A 13,439-nucleotide genomic window follows, 5' to 3' on the forward strand; every position below is an offset into this window, starting at 1 on the left:
GCCTCGATGTGTGCAAACAAAGGGGCCGGAAGAGGTTCATCTTCCGGCCCGGCATTTGCAGGCTGAATTGAAGCCGCTGGATCCGGGTTGCGCCGGGTCCAGGGAGATCAAAAATCAGACCGAATAGTACATGTCATATTCGACGGGATGCGGTGTCATTTCGAAGCGCATCACCTCGGCCATCTTCAACTCGATGTAGCTGTCGATCTGGTCGTCGTCGAAGACGCCGCCGGCCTTCAGGAAGCCGCGGTCCTTGTCGAGGCTCTGGAGCGCTTCACGCAGCGAGCCGCAGACGGTCGGGATCTTCTTCAGCTCCTTCGGCGGCAAATCGTAGAGATCCTTGTCCATCGGCTGGCCGGGATGAATCTTGTTCTTGATCCCGTCGAGGCCGGCCATCAGCATGGCGGCAAAGGCGAGATAGGGGTTCGCACCCGGATCGGGGAAGCGGACCTCGACGCGCTTCGACTTTGGCGACGAGCCGAACGGGATACGGCAGGACGCCGAGCGGTTGCGCGCCGAATAGGCGAGCAGCACCGGCGCCTCGTAGCCCGGCACCAGACGCTTGTAGGAGTTGGTCAGGGGGTTGGTGAAGGCGTTGATAGCCTTGGCGTGCTTGATGATGCCGCCGATATAGAACAGGCAGCTTTCCGAGAGACCGGCATACTCGTTGCCGGCGAAGGTCGGCTTGCCGCCTTTCCAGATCGACTGGTGGACATGCATACCCGAGCCGTTGTCGCCGAAGATCGGCTTCGGCATGAAGGTGGCGGTCTTGCCGTAGGCATTGGCGACCTGATGCACGACATATTTGTAGATCAGCATCTTGTCGGCGTTGCGGACCAGCGTGTCGAACTTGATGCCGAGTTCGTGCTGGGCCGCGGCCACTTCGTGGTGATGCTTCTCGACCCGCACGCCCATCTCGGCGAGCACGGTCAGCATCTCGGAGCGCATGTCTTGCGCCGAATCGATCGGCGGCACCGGGAAATAACCGCCCTTGACGCGCGGACGGTGGCCGAGATTGCCGGTTTCGTAGTCGGTGTCGTCATTGGACGGCAGTTCGGTGGAATCGAGCCTGAAGCCGGTGTTGTAGGGATCGGCTTTGTACTTGACGTCATCGAAGACGAAGAACTCGGCTTCCGGGCCGACATAGATGGTGTCGCCGATGCCTTCCGACTTCATGTAGGCCTCGGCCTTCTTGGCAGTGCCGCGCGGGTCGCGGTTATAGGATTCGCCCGAAACCGGATCGAGGATGTCGCACAGGATGACCATGGTCGACTGAGCGAAAAACGGATCCATATGGACCGTTTCAGGATCGGGCATCAGCACCATGTCGGACTCGTTGATCGCCTTCCAGCCGGCGATCGAAGAACCATCGAACATCACGCCATCGGCGAACATGTCTTCCTCGACCTCGATGACATCCATCGTCACGTGCTGCAGCTTGCCCTTCGGGTCGGTGAAGCGCAGGTCAACGAACTTCACATCGTTGTCCTTGATCTGCTTCATGATGTCTTTGGCTGTCGTCATGTCATGTATCCCTGTGTGACGTTTTTTAATAATGACGTTTCGGAAGATGGGCGAGGTGTCAGACGGCATCCATGCCGGTTTCGCCGGTGCGGATGCGCACGACTTCCTCGATGTTGGAGACGAAGATCTTGCCGTCGCCGATGCGCCCGGTCTGGGCCGCCTTGCGGATGGCTTCGATGGCGCCTTCGACCGCATCGTCGCCGAGCACGACTTCGATCTTCACCTTGGGCAGGAAGTCGACGACATATTCGGCGCCGCGATAAAGCTCGGTGTGGCCCTTCTGGCGTCCAAAACCCTTGGCCTCCGTCACGGTGATGCCTTGCAGTCCGGCCTCCTGAAGCGCTTCCTTCACTTCGTCCAGCTTGAATGGCTTGATGATCGCTTCGATCTTTTTCATGTAAAAAGTGGCCTCCACTGCCAAAAAAACGGGTTGTGAGCCCCCGCTTGCGCCTCCATCAAGCACGAACTGTGCCAATTGGCGGGATTTCAAGCGGTGTCATTCGATTCCAGAACCATGCCGCACGAAGATGCAAATTCGCATCGTTCGCTGCATCCAGCGCGCGACGGATGGCTGCAGCCTACGCGGCGTCGGTGTTTATGTCTGCCCGATATTTAGGCGTATTGCTTATTTGGTGGGCATTGCTCAGCTTGGCTGGGACCGCGCCAACTCCTCTGCGTTTGCGTCGAGCCGAAAACTGGACAATGCTTTATCGAATGCGGATCGGCAATCCATGAGCAACGAACTTCTTTCTCCCGAGGAGATGAGCGAGGCGGATCGGTTGACGATTGCCGCCGGCGCAATCGACGGCATCGGCCTGATGCGCCGTGCAGGCGAAGCCGTCGCGGCTGAAATTTTCAGCCGCCATCCGGCGGCGAAGCGGGTCCATGTGCTTTGCGGTCCCGGCAACAATGGCGGCGATGGCTATGTCGTGGCCCGCTGCCTGGCAGCCGCTGGCGTCGACACGATGGTGTGGGCGTCGGGCACGCCGAAGCCGGGCAGCGATGCCGCGCTCGCCGCCGGCGAATGCCCGGTCAAACCTCGGCCGCTGGCGAATTTCGCGGCCGAAGCCGGCGCTGTCGTCGTCGACGCTCTTTACGGAGCAGGGCTGTCCAAACCGCTGTCCGGTGAAGCGGCGAGAACGGTTGGCATTGTGGCAAGCCTGGCCTTGCCGGTCGTCGCGGTCGATCTGCCATCAGGCGTTTCCGGAGGCAGCGGCCAAGTGCTCGGCCAGGCTTTTCGCGCTGGGGTCACCGTCACCTTCGCACGCAAAAAGCCTGGCCATCTTCTGCTCCCCGGGCGCAAGCTGTGCGGGGAGGTCGTGCTGGCCGATATCGGCATCACCGACGGTGTCATTGCGCGGATTCGACCCCAGGCGTTCGAGAACACGCCGGCGCTTTGGCTCGACGTTTTTCCGATTCCGGGTGTCGATACGCACAAGTACGAGCGCGGCCATGTCGGCGTCTTTTCCGGTGGCCCGAATGCCACCGGCGCGGCGCGGCTTGCGGCGCTTGCCGCGGCCCGTATCGGGGCAGGAGCGGTGACGGTCCTATCCCCGGCGAACGCCATGCAGGTGAATGCCGCGTATCTGACCTCGATCATGCTGCGCAAAGCAAATGACAGCGCCGACATCGACGCCTTCATCGGCGAACGCCGGCCCTCCGCCTTTGTGCTGGGGCCTGGCTTCGGTGTCGGTGAAAGAACGCGGAATTTTGCGCTTACGCTGCTTGCCGCCGGCCAGCAGCGGAACGTTGCGGCCCGGGTTGACGGCCTGGTGTTCGACGCCGACGCGATCACTTCGTTTCGCGAGGCGCCGGACGTCCTGTTCGAGGCCGTGCGCAAGCCGGGCGCACCGCCGCTGGTGATGACGCCGCATGAGGGGGAATTTGCCAGGCTGTTTGCTGACATTGCGGGCGGCGCCGTTTCGTCCAAACTGACCAGGGCCCGTATGGCCGCCACCCGTGCCAACGCCGTGATCGTCTACAAGGGCGCCGACACCGTAATCGCTGCTCCCGATGGCAGGGCTGCGATCAACTCCAATGGCGCGCCATGGTTGGCAACCGCTGGTTCGGGCGACGTGCTCTCGGGGCTCGTGGCCGGCTTCCTGGCGCAAGGCATGCCGGCCTTCGAGGCGGCATGCGCGGCGGTATGGATCCATGCCGAGTCCGGCAGCCGGTTCGGGCCGGGGCTGATCGCCGAGGACTTGCCGCTGGCGCTGGTGCCTGTGCTGCGTGAACTGGTGGCGGCTCGCGGCGCGCGCTGACTTGCCGCGACATTCAGCTTACAGCGGAATGTTGTCGTGCTTTTTCCAGGGGTTCTGCATTTCCTTGTTGCGCAGCATTCGCAGCGCGCGGGCGATGCGGCGGCGGGTCGAATGCGGCATGATCACCTCGTCGACATAGCCGCGCTCGGCGGCGACGAAGGGCGACAGGAAGCGGTCTTCGTAAGCCTTTGTATGAGCTGCGATCTTTTCGGCGTCTCCGATGTCCTTGCGATAGATGATCTCGACCGCGCCCCTGGCGCCCATCACGGCGATCTGCGCCGTCGGCCAGGCATAGTTCATATCGCCACGCAGGTGTTTCGAAGCCATCACGTCATAGGCGCCGCCATAGGCCTTCCTGGTGATGACGGTGATCTTCGGCACGGTCGCCTCGGCATAGGCGAAGAGCAGTTTGGCGCCGTGCTTGATCAGCCCGCCATATTCCTGCGCCGTGCCCGGCAGGAAGCCCGGAACGTCGACGAAGGTGACGATCGGGATCGAAAAACAGTCGCAGAAGCGCACGAAGCGCGCCGCCTTGCGGCTGGCGTCAGAATCGAGCACGCCGGCCAGCACCATGGGCTGGTTGGCGACGAAGCCGACCGTGCGGCCTTCAATACGTCCGAAGCCGGTGACGATGTTCTTGGCGAAACTTTGCTGGATCTCGAAGAAATCACCCTCGTCGGCGACTTTCAGGATCAGCTCCTTGATATCGTAAGGCTTGTTCGCGTTGTCGGGGATCAGCCGGTCGAGCGACAGATCGTGATCGGTGACCGACTGGTAGCATTCGATCTCGGGAATCTCCGATGTGTTCGAGGCCGGCAGCAAATCGACCAGCCGGCGCATCTGCAGCAGTGCTTCGACGTCGTTGTCATAGGCGCCGTCGGCGATCGAGGATTTCGTCGTGTGAACGGAAGCGCCGCCGAGGCTCTCGGCGGTCACCGTCTCGTTGGTGACGGTCTTCACCACGTCCGGTCCAGTAACGAACATGTAGGAGGTGTCGCGCACCATGAAGATGAAGTCGGTCATGGCCGGCGAATAGACGTCGCCGCCAGCGCAAGGCCCCATGATCACGGAAATCTGCGGAATGACGCCCGACGCCAGCACATTGCGCTGAAAGATCTCGGCGTAGCCGCCGAGTGCAGCCACGCCTTCCTGGATGCGGGCACCGCCGGCATCGTAGAGGCCGATGATCGGCGCGCGGTTGCGCAGCGCCATCTCCTGCACCTTGATGACCTTTTCGGCATGCGCTTCCGACAGCGAGCCGCCGAACACGGTAAAATCCTTGGCGAAAAGGTAGACGGGACGGCCGTTGACGGTGCCCCAGCCGGTGACAACGCCATCGCCGGCGATCTTGGTCTTTTCCATGCCGAAGTCGGTCGAACGGTGCTCGACATACATGTCGAACTCCTCGAACGAACCCTCGTCGAGAAACACCTCGATGCGTTCGCGGGCGGTGAGCTTGCCCTTCTTGTGCTGCGCGTCGATGCGAGCCTGACCGCCGCCCATGCGGGCGATCTCGCGACGACGCTCGAGTTCCTTCAGCACGTCCTTCATTCTCGATCTCCTGCGCGGGCTGCTTTGTGGTAATGATGCCCGCAGGTGAGCGCAAGCGTCGCTTTTTCGAGGCGTTTTGTTGCGCTGCAACATGATGCCCTTGCATTTCAGAGCGAACTCAGCCATATGCACGGCATAGGCGCTTGGGCCGGACCGATCCGGCCTTCTCCTCGAATGAGACTGGTTGCGTCTGTTTTCCCTCTTTCCTGCTGATCGGCCCCGATTGGTTAGCAAGGTGGCGAAAAAGCCCCGTGGCATGATGCCTGCGGGCACGACAGCGCAGCCGCGCGGACGAACACGTCCGCCGCCTTGTCGTTCCATGACAATTGATTCGACGGCAGGTTGCGCCCTGCCGCCATTGATGTTTGCGGCCAGAGGCCGCGTGAAAGAAGAATATTTTGACCAACGAAAACACTTTGCCCGGCAACGACACTGGAGAACTCTCCGGTTTCGCAGCACTGGGAATTACGGGTGCGCTGCTCAAGGCCACCCATGCCGCCGGCTTCACCGATCCGAAGCCGATCCAGGCTCAGGCGATCCCGCCGCAGATGGAAGGCCGTGACATTTTCGGCATCGCCCAGACCGGCTCCGGCAAAACTGCGGCCTTCGCGCTGCCGATCCTGTCGAAGATCATTGCGCTCGGCACCAAGCGCCGGCCGAAGACGGCACGCGCGCTGATCCTGGCGCCGACTCGTGAGCTCGCCGTGCAGATCGAGGACACCATCAAGATCCTCGCCAAGGGCGCGCATGTCTCGACCGCGCTCGTGCTGGGCGGCGTCTCGCGCTTCAGCCAGGTGAAGAAGGTTGCGCCTGGTGTCGACATCCTGATCGCCACGCCTGGCCGGTTGACCGATCTGGTGCGCGAAGGCGACCTCATGCTTGCCGACACCAAATGGCTGGTGCTCGACGAGGGCGACCGCATGCTCGACATGGGCTTCATCAATGACGTCAAGCGCATCGCCAAGGCGACCGCGCCGGACCGTCAGACGGTGCTGTTCTCCGCGACTATGCCCAATGAAATCGCCGAACTGGCGAAAGGCCTGCTGAAGAACCCAATCCGTGTCGAAGTCGCGCCGCAAAGCACGGCGGCGGCCGAGATCGCGCAGAGCGTCGTCCTTGCCCGCACCAAGCAGAAGCGCCAAGTGCTGTCGACGATGCTCGCCGACGAGACGATGAAGTCCGTCATCATCTTTTCGCGCACCAAGCACGGCGCCGACCGGGTAACCAAGGACCTCGAGCGCGACGGCTTCAAGGCCGCTGTCATCCACGGCAACAAGTCGCAGAATGCGCGGCAGAAGGCACTGAACGATTTCCGCGAGGGTTCGGTGCGCATTCTGGTGGCCACCGATATCGCCGCGCGCGGCATCGACGTGCCCGGCATCAGTCATGTCGTGAATTTCGACCTGCCTGATGAGGCGGAGAGCTATGTCCACCGCATCGGCCGCACCGGCCGCAACGGCCGGGACGGCATTGCGATTACGCTCTGCGATCCGTCCGAGAACAGCAAGCTGCGCCAGGTCGAACGCATCATCCGCGCCAAGCTGCCTGTTGTCGCCGACCATCTCGGCAGCCCCGATCCGCAGCGCAACCCGGCTGAGAAGAACGAGCGCTTCGAGCCTGCCAATGACCGAAACGACCGCAATGGCCGTCGCGACGGCAGGCGGCCGGGCGGCCAGAACAACGGCTCCGGCAAGAAGCGCTTCGGTGACAAGCCGGCCTTCGCTGGCGACCGCAAACCGGAAGGCGCCAAGCCCTTCAAGGGCAACAATAAACGCCGCTTCGGCGGCAAGCGGCCCGCGGCGCGGGCCGCGTAGGCAGGCCGCTTCGTATTGGCCGGGCATTTGCGTGCCCGGCTGGTCACCAGTGAGATAAAGGGCGACCGCGGTGAGGCTGCGGTCGCCCTTTCCGTATGGAAGCTCGGGCTACTTCGCGACCGCCTCGATCCAGACGGCAATTCTTTGTGCAAGGAAGGTCGTGGTCGATGGCGACAGGGCGTCGCCGGCGATGACGTGGTTGTCGGGATCGCCGGTATCGTCGACCGGAACCAGCTCGTGCGGCGCGCCCCAACGCCCGGCGATTTCACGCGTGCGGTCAGGCCGCACCACGCTGTCCGAATCCGAAAAGATGAAGAGGGCAGGGACCACCGCTTTCTCCACCGGCGCGCCATAGGCAAGTTCCGTCAGCGCCTGCATCGGCAGCGTCGCGGCAAGGGGATATCTGGTGGTCCAGAATTTCTCGTGCAGCGCGTTGCGCGGCATGAAGCTGCGCTCCTTGCCGGCGACGAGTTCGGCTATTTGTTTGCCCCATCGCATGGTCAGGATCCCGGCGCCCGACGCCTTGACGCCGAAATTCGGCGAGATGAACGCGATCGCCGCCACGCCGTCCGAAGCACCCGGTTGTGTTGCCGCCCAGGCCGCCAGCGAGCCGCCGGTCGAGGTGGAGATGACGATCACCTTGTCGCCGATGGCCCGGCCGATCGCGAGCGCCTCCTCATAGTCGTTGATCCAGGCATCGACGCTGCCTTGCGTCATGGCCGCGCCATCCTGCCCGTGGCCGGTGAGGCGGGTAAAGAACAGATTGGCGTCGAGCTGGTCGGCAACCTCGTCGGGCAGCGGGCGGAGCTCGCCTTTCGACGCCGAAAAGCCGTGGATATAGACGATCGACAGCCGTGTCCTGGCATGCACCATCGGATTGGCCCAGATGATCTCTTTCTCCAGCCCGTCACGGATGCCGGATATCGCCGCTTCCGTCCTGGCCACGTAGGCCTGCGGATCGTCGCCGATTGCGGATGGATCGAAGCGGATCGTGGTGTCGACGGGAACCCGCGGGCCGAGCACGAAGGCCAGTGCGAGGATGGCGACTAACCCCAGCACAGCAAGCACGATTCGTCGCCCCATCGCAGACTCCAAACGCAACAACAACAAACCTACGGCGGTGGCGGGGAACAGGCAACGACCGGCCGGCGATGAAGCCGCCGATCCGCTGGCTTCTATTCGCTCGGCGGCTTGCGGTCGTAATTCAGCGGCCGTGCCTTCCAGCTCGTCATGAGGCTGATCACGCCTCGGTACACCGGTCTCGGCAACAGGCTGAGCAGCTTCAGGGGCCAGCTCGTCCGGCGCGGGAATGTGACCTCGAAGCCGCCGGATTTGATACCCCGCACCATGCGCCGCGTCGCTCGGCTGACCGGCATCAGCCCCGGCATGGGCAGCATGTTCTTCTCGGTCAGCGGTGTGTCTATGAAGCCCGGATTCATGACCTGGACGCGCACGTTCATCTTGTCGAAATCGTATTTCAGCGATTCGGCCAGGATGTTGATCGCCGCTTTGGTGCCGCCATAAGCGGCGGTCGTCGGCCAGCCGAAATAAGCGGTGACCGAGCCGACCAGCACAATATGACCGCGCGCCCGCACGCGCATGCGTTCGACGACCGGCACAAGCCCGTTGATGATGCCGAAATAGTTGACCTCGAAAGACCGGCGAAAATCGCTGACGACGAGAGCCTCGCCAGGCGTGGAAATGTAGTTGCCCGCGTTTAAGACGGCGAGCACGATGGGGCCAAGCTCGTTCTCGATTGCAGCGACGGTTCTTGCCATGCGCGGCTCGTCGGTCACGTCGCAGGGAAAAGCCTTGACCTTGCCTGGCATCTGCGCGGTCTCGACAATCAGCGTGTCGATGGGATCGCCATCGGGTGCCGTTACGGCCACCGCATAGCCCTGGGACGCAAGGTCCCTGGCCAGCGAACGGCCGATGCCGCTGCTGCCTCCCGTGACCCAGGCGACGCCATGCTTCGGGTCGGCCCGATAGAGTGTCATGCTGCGCCCCCGTCGAATTGTTCTTGGCTTTTGCTCTAACCGCGAAGAAATCGAATGAAAAGAGCGGTTTTCGACGCCGGCCGCAAATGAACAACGCGGATAGGCCCGGCACCAAGGTGACGCCGGCGCAAATGCAGTACGGAAAATGCGACTGGACCAGGCAAATTCTTGCCTTGAAACCGAAGCTTCGGGTTTCTAGGGTTTCGCGCAGCTACACAAGGACTCCCGAATGCCCCGCTCCGTGATCGACGCTATCGGCAACACGCCATTGATCCGCCTCAACAGGGCTTCGGAAGAAACCGGCTGCGAGATCCTGGGCAAGGCCGAATTCATGAATCCAGGACAGTCGGTCAAGGACCGCGCCGGCCTGTTCATCATCCGCGATGCCGAAGAGCGTGGGCTGCTCAGGCCGGGCGGCGTCATTGTCGAGGGCACGGCCGGCAATACGGGCATCGGGCTGACGCTGGTCGCCAAGGCGCTCGGCTACCGCACCGTCATCGTCATTCCCGAAACGCAGAGCCAGGAGAAGAAGGACACGATCAAGCTGCTCGGCGCCGAGCTGATCGAGGTTCCGGCCGTGCCGTACAAGAACCCCAACAATTACGTGAAATTGTCGGGGCGGCTGGCTGAGCAAATGGCGCGTTCGGAGCCGAACGGCGCTATCTGGGCCAACCAGTTCGACAATGTCGCCAACCGCGACGGGCACATCCGCACCACGGCGCAGGAGATCTGGAGCCAGACCGGCGGCAAGGTCGACGGCTTCGTCTCGGCGGTCGGCTCGGGCGGAACGCTGGCCGGCGTCGCTTTCGGACTGAAGGCGAAAAGCAAAGACGTAAAGATCGCTCTCGCCGATCCGCTGGGCGCTGCGCTCTACAGTTTCTATACCAGCGGTGAGCTGAAATCCGAGGGCAGTTCGATCACCGAAGGCATCGGGCAGGGACGCATCACCGCCAACCTCGATGGGTTCACGCCCGACTTCTCGTTCCAAATTCGTGATGAGGATGCGTTGCCGATCGTCTTCGACCTGGTCCAGGAGGAAGGCCTTTGCGTCGGCGGTTCGACCGGCATCAACATAGCGGGCGCGATCCGACTGGCGCGTGAACTCGGCCCCGGCCATACCATCGTGACCATTCTTTGCGACTACGGCACACGCTACCAATCGAAACTGTTCAATCCCGAATTCCTGCGCGAAAAGAAGCTGCCGGTGCCCGGCTGGATGGAAGAGAAATCAGATATTTCCGTGCCGTTTGAAAAGGTCGTGTGATGGCGCACAAGACCGAAGCGCTGTTTCGCGACGACGCCTATCTCAGGACGGCCGATGCCGTGGTGGTCGCCGTCAACGAGCGCGGCGGCATCGTTCTGGACCGCACCATCTTCTATGCCACCTCGGGCGGGCAGCCGGGCGATAGCGGCCATCTCCAGCGCGCCGATGGCAGCCGCATCGTCCTGGCCGCTACCATCACCGGGGAAACAAAGGACGAGATCATCCACGTGCCGGCGCCGGAACAAGCCGCGCCTGCGGTCGGCGAGCGCCTGAAGCTCGCAATCGACTGGGAGCGACGTCATCTCTTGATGCGCATGCATGCCGCTTGCCATTTGCTCACCGTCGTCTGCCCGTTTCCGATCACCGGCGCGGCGGTTTCGGAAGACGACAGCCGTGTCGATTTCGACATTCCCGACGCCAGCTTCAGCAAGGAAGACGTGACGGCTGGCCTGATGGGCCTGGTGCGGGCCGATCATCCGATCTTTACCAGGCTGATCAGCGACGAGGAACTGGCCGCCAATCCGGGTCTGGTGAAGTCCAAGAATGTCCGTCCGCCGCTAGGTACCGGCAAAATCCGGCTGGTCTGCATCGGCGAGAATGCTTCGGTGGACAGTCAGCCCTGTGGTGGCACCCATGTCAAAAGCACCGGCGAGATCGGCGAAATCCATATCGGCAAGATCGAGAAGAAGGGGCGTGAAAACCGGCGCTTCCGCATCCGGTTTGGACCGATGCCCCAAACATGATCTCGAAAGCTACGATGTTTTCGGACAAGATCATGCGGCAAGGCAAGACAACGTCTGGTCAATGGCGGCAGGAGAACCACAATGGCTGAAGACAGTCCTTTCACCGTCGACGCTGACTGGTTGCAGGAGCGTTTGGGCCAGCCTGGCCTGACGATTGTCGATGCATCCTGGTATCTTCCGGCGCAAAACCGCGACGCGCGCGCCGAGTATGACGCTGGGCACATTCCGGGCGCCCGCTTCCTGGATCAGGACGCGGTCTCCGATCCGGACGCCGCGCTGCCGCATACGCTGCCGTCGCCGCAGCATTTCGCGCAGTATGTCGGCGCGATGGGCGTTTCGGCAGATGACACGATCATCGTCTATGACGGCCCGGGCTTTTTCTCGGCACCTCGGGCATGGTGGATGTTCCGGGTGATGGGCGTCTTCCAGACGTATATCCTTGACGGTGGTTTCGATGGCTGGAAAGCGGCCGGCCGGCCGGTGACGGCCGAACCGACCAAAATCGCGCCCAGCGTGTTCCACGCCGATTTCGACGCCGGCCGGGTCGCCAGCCTTGCCGATATGCGCCGCATCGTCGGAACCCGGGAAAGCCAGATTGCCGATGCGCGCGGGGCAGGGCGCTTCACCGGCGCGGAGCCGGAGCCGCGCGCGGGCGTCCGTTCCGGCCATATGCCGGGCGCGCGCAACTTGCCTTATTCGGCGCTGTCGGAAAACGGCGTGCTTCTGCCGAAGGAGCGGTTGCGCAAGGTGGTCGAGGACGCCGGCCTCGATCTGTCGAAGCCTATCGTCACTTCCTGCGGCTCCGGCGTTACGGCGGCGGTGATCACGCTTGCGTTGGAAACGCTTGGCCATACCGACAACAGGCTTTACGACGGCTCATGGACCGAATGGGGCGGTCTCTCCGACACACCAGTCGTGACAGGCAAGGAATGACGATGGAAAACGGCGAGCTGAAGGACATCGAAGTCACGGTGACGTTCCTCGAGATGCATGCGCCACCGGCCGTGTCGCCGCCCATGCCCTACAACCGCCAGGTCGCACTCCTGAAAACTAAGGACATTCCGCTGCACTTCTACCGGTACCTGATGGATCGGGTGGGGCGTAAATGGCACTGGGTCAATGTGCTGAGGCTGGATGACGACGAGCTTTCGGCCGGCATCCACCGCGAGGATCGCGACATCAGGGTGCTCTATCTCGATGGCGCGCCCGCCGGTTTTTTCGACCTCAAGCCGCATCTGCCGGAAGAAGTCGAGCTTGCCTATTTCGGCATGATGGAACACGCCACCGGGCAAGGCATCGGCCGCTGGTTCCTGGGATCGGCGATCGCCGCGGCTTGGTCGTATGGACCGAAGCGGGTGATGGTGCAGACCTGCACGCTCGACCATCCTGCTGCCTTGCCGCTCTACCAGAAGCTCGGCTTCGCGCCGGTGGCGCAGAAGAAGGAGACCGTTCACCCTCTGCCCTTCGCCGAGCGCTCGGCCAGCGTCATGCGGCCATAGCGACGCCCTCACAAAAGCTGAACCTCTCGTTCATCCGCGCTTCAGCCTGTCTCTGCCATCTTGCCCGCACATAATACGGGCCGAAGGAGAAAAGACATGCTGACCCGCCGTACCCTCGCCGCCGCGCTGATCGCGGCAATCGCAATGCCCGGTCTCGCCGCCGCGCAGGCGACAACGCCTTCGGCCGCAACCATCGAACGAAAGCTCGAGGCGGCACCCCGCGTGAAGCTGCGCCCGAACGAGCGCGTCACCATCCGTGAGTTCAAGCGCCGGCCGGACCTGCGCCGCATGGCCCGGTCGATCGATATCCAGTCGATCAATTTCGCTTTAGGCTCGGCCGCGATCTCCAGCTCGCAATACGACAAGATCGACACTATCGCCGATGCGTTGCAGCGTATCCTGCGCCGCAACCCCGGGGCGCGCGTCCTCATCGAGGGCCATACCGACGCCGTCGGCTCCTTCCAATCGAACCGGATCCTGTCGGAACAGCGCGCCGCCTCGCTGAAGCGCACGCTGGTGCGCGAGTTCGGCGTGCCGGCCTATGCTTTGGAGACGGTCGGTTATGGCGAGGAATTCCTGCTGGTGCAGACGCAGAACGAAAACTGGCGGAACCGGCGGGTCACCCTCCGTCGCTTTGACGACTTCATTCGCTGAGGGAGTTCCGACAATCCGGTGAAGTTCGCCTTGCCTTGGTCGGCTGGAACAAGCCGACCAAGGGCCAATGATTGTCAGGAATCGGGTGGGAGGCGGGGGCTGATGCGCATAATTTCCGATCAATGACATCGG

General features: G+C 62.6%; 12 protein-coding genes. 7 read left to right on the forward strand and 5 right to left on the reverse strand.

The features are described 5' to 3' along the window. Positions 1–114 precede the first annotated feature (114 nt). On the reverse strand, positions 115–1,524 hold the full coding sequence (gene glnA / locus FJ867_RS10220) for a type I glutamate--ammonia ligase (RefSeq protein ID WP_140527990.1): 1,410 nt from the start codon (positions 1,522–1,524) through the stop codon (positions 115–117). A gap of 58 nt (positions 1,525–1,582) precedes the next feature. Continuing rightward, positions 1,583–1,921, reverse strand: a complete 339-nt coding sequence (locus FJ867_RS10225; protein ID WP_006205430.1) for a P-II family nitrogen regulator — start codon at positions 1,919–1,921, stop codon at positions 1,583–1,585. A gap of 334 nt (positions 1,922–2,255) precedes the next feature. Here FJ867_RS10225 and FJ867_RS10230 point away from each other — a divergent pair, with 334 nt between their 5' ends. Continuing rightward, the gene (locus FJ867_RS10230) at positions 2,256–3,785 is read left to right on the forward strand and encodes an NAD(P)H-hydrate dehydratase (RefSeq protein WP_140817320.1); all 1,530 of its coding nucleotides are present in this window, start codon (positions 2,256–2,258) and stop codon (positions 3,783–3,785) included. Between the two features lie 18 nt (positions 3,786–3,803). Here FJ867_RS10230 and FJ867_RS10235 read toward each other — a convergent pair whose 3' ends face one another. Next, entirely contained in the window at positions 3,804–5,336 is a 1,533-nt protein-coding gene (locus FJ867_RS10235; protein WP_140584214.1) for an acyl-CoA carboxylase subunit beta, read from the reverse strand. A gap of 398 nt (positions 5,337–5,734) precedes the next feature. Here FJ867_RS10235 and FJ867_RS10240 point away from each other — a divergent pair, with 398 nt between their 5' ends. Further along, positions 5,735–7,150, forward strand: coding sequence for a DEAD/DEAH box helicase (locus tag FJ867_RS10240; protein WP_140515439.1), 1,416 nt, complete (start codon positions 5,735–5,737; stop codon positions 7,148–7,150). 108 nt (positions 7,151–7,258) lie between these two features. On the opposite strand, the gene FJ867_RS10245 is transcribed toward FJ867_RS10240, so the two are convergent. Both FJ867_RS10245 and FJ867_RS10250 read right to left on the reverse strand, forming a co-directional pair. Beyond that, positions 7,259–8,233 (reverse strand): alpha/beta fold hydrolase, encoded by a 975-nt coding sequence (locus FJ867_RS10245; protein WP_140625160.1) that lies wholly within the window; start codon positions 8,231–8,233, stop codon positions 7,259–7,261. Between the two features lie 92 nt (positions 8,234–8,325). Next, positions 8,326–9,147 carry an SDR family oxidoreductase gene (locus FJ867_RS10250; protein ID WP_140501312.1) on the reverse strand — a complete coding sequence of 274 codons (822 nt, stop codon included), beginning with the start codon at positions 9,145–9,147 and terminating at the stop codon, positions 8,326–8,328. A gap of 229 nt (positions 9,148–9,376) precedes the next feature. Here FJ867_RS10250 and FJ867_RS10255 point away from each other — a divergent pair, with 229 nt between their 5' ends. The 5 genes from FJ867_RS10255 (at position 9,377) to FJ867_RS10275 (ending at position 13,307) form a co-directional block, all read left to right on the forward strand. Beyond that, positions 9,377–10,411, forward strand: coding sequence for a cysteine synthase A (locus FJ867_RS10255; RefSeq protein ID WP_140501314.1), 1,035 nt, complete (start codon positions 9,377–9,379; stop codon positions 10,409–10,411). Then, on the forward strand, positions 10,411–11,154 hold the full coding sequence (locus tag FJ867_RS10260) for an alanyl-tRNA editing protein (RefSeq protein WP_140515436.1): 744 nt from the start codon (positions 10,411–10,413) through the stop codon (positions 11,152–11,154). The genes FJ867_RS10255 and FJ867_RS10260 overlap by 1 nt, the downstream gene beginning before the upstream one ends. A gap of 81 nt (positions 11,155–11,235) precedes the next feature. Then, on the forward strand, positions 11,236–12,087 hold the full coding sequence (gene sseA, locus FJ867_RS10265) for a 3-mercaptopyruvate sulfurtransferase (RefSeq protein ID WP_140501318.1): 852 nt from the start codon (positions 11,236–11,238) through the stop codon (positions 12,085–12,087). A gap of 2 nt (positions 12,088–12,089) precedes the next feature. Continuing rightward, positions 12,090–12,653, forward strand: coding sequence for a GNAT family N-acetyltransferase (locus FJ867_RS10270; RefSeq protein ID WP_140761945.1), 564 nt, complete (start codon positions 12,090–12,092; stop codon positions 12,651–12,653). A gap of 96 nt (positions 12,654–12,749) precedes the next feature. After that, positions 12,750–13,307 carry an OmpA family protein gene (locus tag FJ867_RS10275; protein WP_140817290.1) on the forward strand — a complete coding sequence of 186 codons (558 nt, stop codon included), beginning with the start codon at positions 12,750–12,752 and terminating at the stop codon, positions 13,305–13,307. Positions 13,308–13,439 lie beyond the last annotated feature (132 nt).

Source organism: Mesorhizobium sp. B2-5-3 (assembly GCF_006441005.1).
Lineage (GTDB): Bacteria > Pseudomonadota > Alphaproteobacteria > Rhizobiales > Rhizobiaceae > Mesorhizobium.

What these genes read in the sequence shown, in the direction of transcription:
- FJ867_RS10260 (WP_140515436.1), top strand. Translation starts at nt 10,411, where the DNA reads ATGGCGCACAAGACCGAAGCGCTGTTTCGCGACGACGCCTATCTCAGG.
- FJ867_RS10245 (WP_140625160.1), bottom strand. Translation starts at nt 8,233, where the DNA reads ATGGGGCGACGAATCGTGCTTGCTGTGCTGGGGTTAGTCGCCATCCTC.
- FJ867_RS10225 (WP_006205430.1), bottom strand. Translation starts at nt 1,921, where the DNA reads ATGAAAAAGATCGAAGCGATCATCAAGCCATTCAAGCTGGACGAAGTG.
- FJ867_RS10255 (WP_140501314.1), top strand. Translation starts at nt 9,377, where the DNA reads ATGCCCCGCTCCGTGATCGACGCTATCGGCAACACGCCATTGATCCGC.
- FJ867_RS10250 (WP_140501312.1), bottom strand. Translation starts at nt 9,147, where the DNA reads ATGACACTCTATCGGGCCGACCCGAAGCATGGCGTCGCCTGGGTCACG.
- sseA (WP_140501318.1), top strand. Translation starts at nt 11,236, where the DNA reads ATGGCTGAAGACAGTCCTTTCACCGTCGACGCTGACTGGTTGCAGGAG.
- glnA (WP_140527990.1), bottom strand. Translation starts at nt 1,524, where the DNA reads ATGACGACAGCCAAAGACATCATGAAGCAGATCAAGGACAACGATGTG.
- FJ867_RS10275 (WP_140817290.1), top strand. Translation starts at nt 12,750, where the DNA reads ATGCTGACCCGCCGTACCCTCGCCGCCGCGCTGATCGCGGCAATCGCA.
- FJ867_RS10230 (WP_140817320.1), top strand. Translation starts at nt 2,256, where the DNA reads ATGAGCAACGAACTTCTTTCTCCCGAGGAGATGAGCGAGGCGGATCGG.
- FJ867_RS10270 (WP_140761945.1), top strand. Translation starts at nt 12,090, where the DNA reads ATGGAAAACGGCGAGCTGAAGGACATCGAAGTCACGGTGACGTTCCTC.
- FJ867_RS10235 (WP_140584214.1), bottom strand. Translation starts at nt 5,336, where the DNA reads ATGAAGGACGTGCTGAAGGAACTCGAGCGTCGTCGCGAGATCGCCCGC.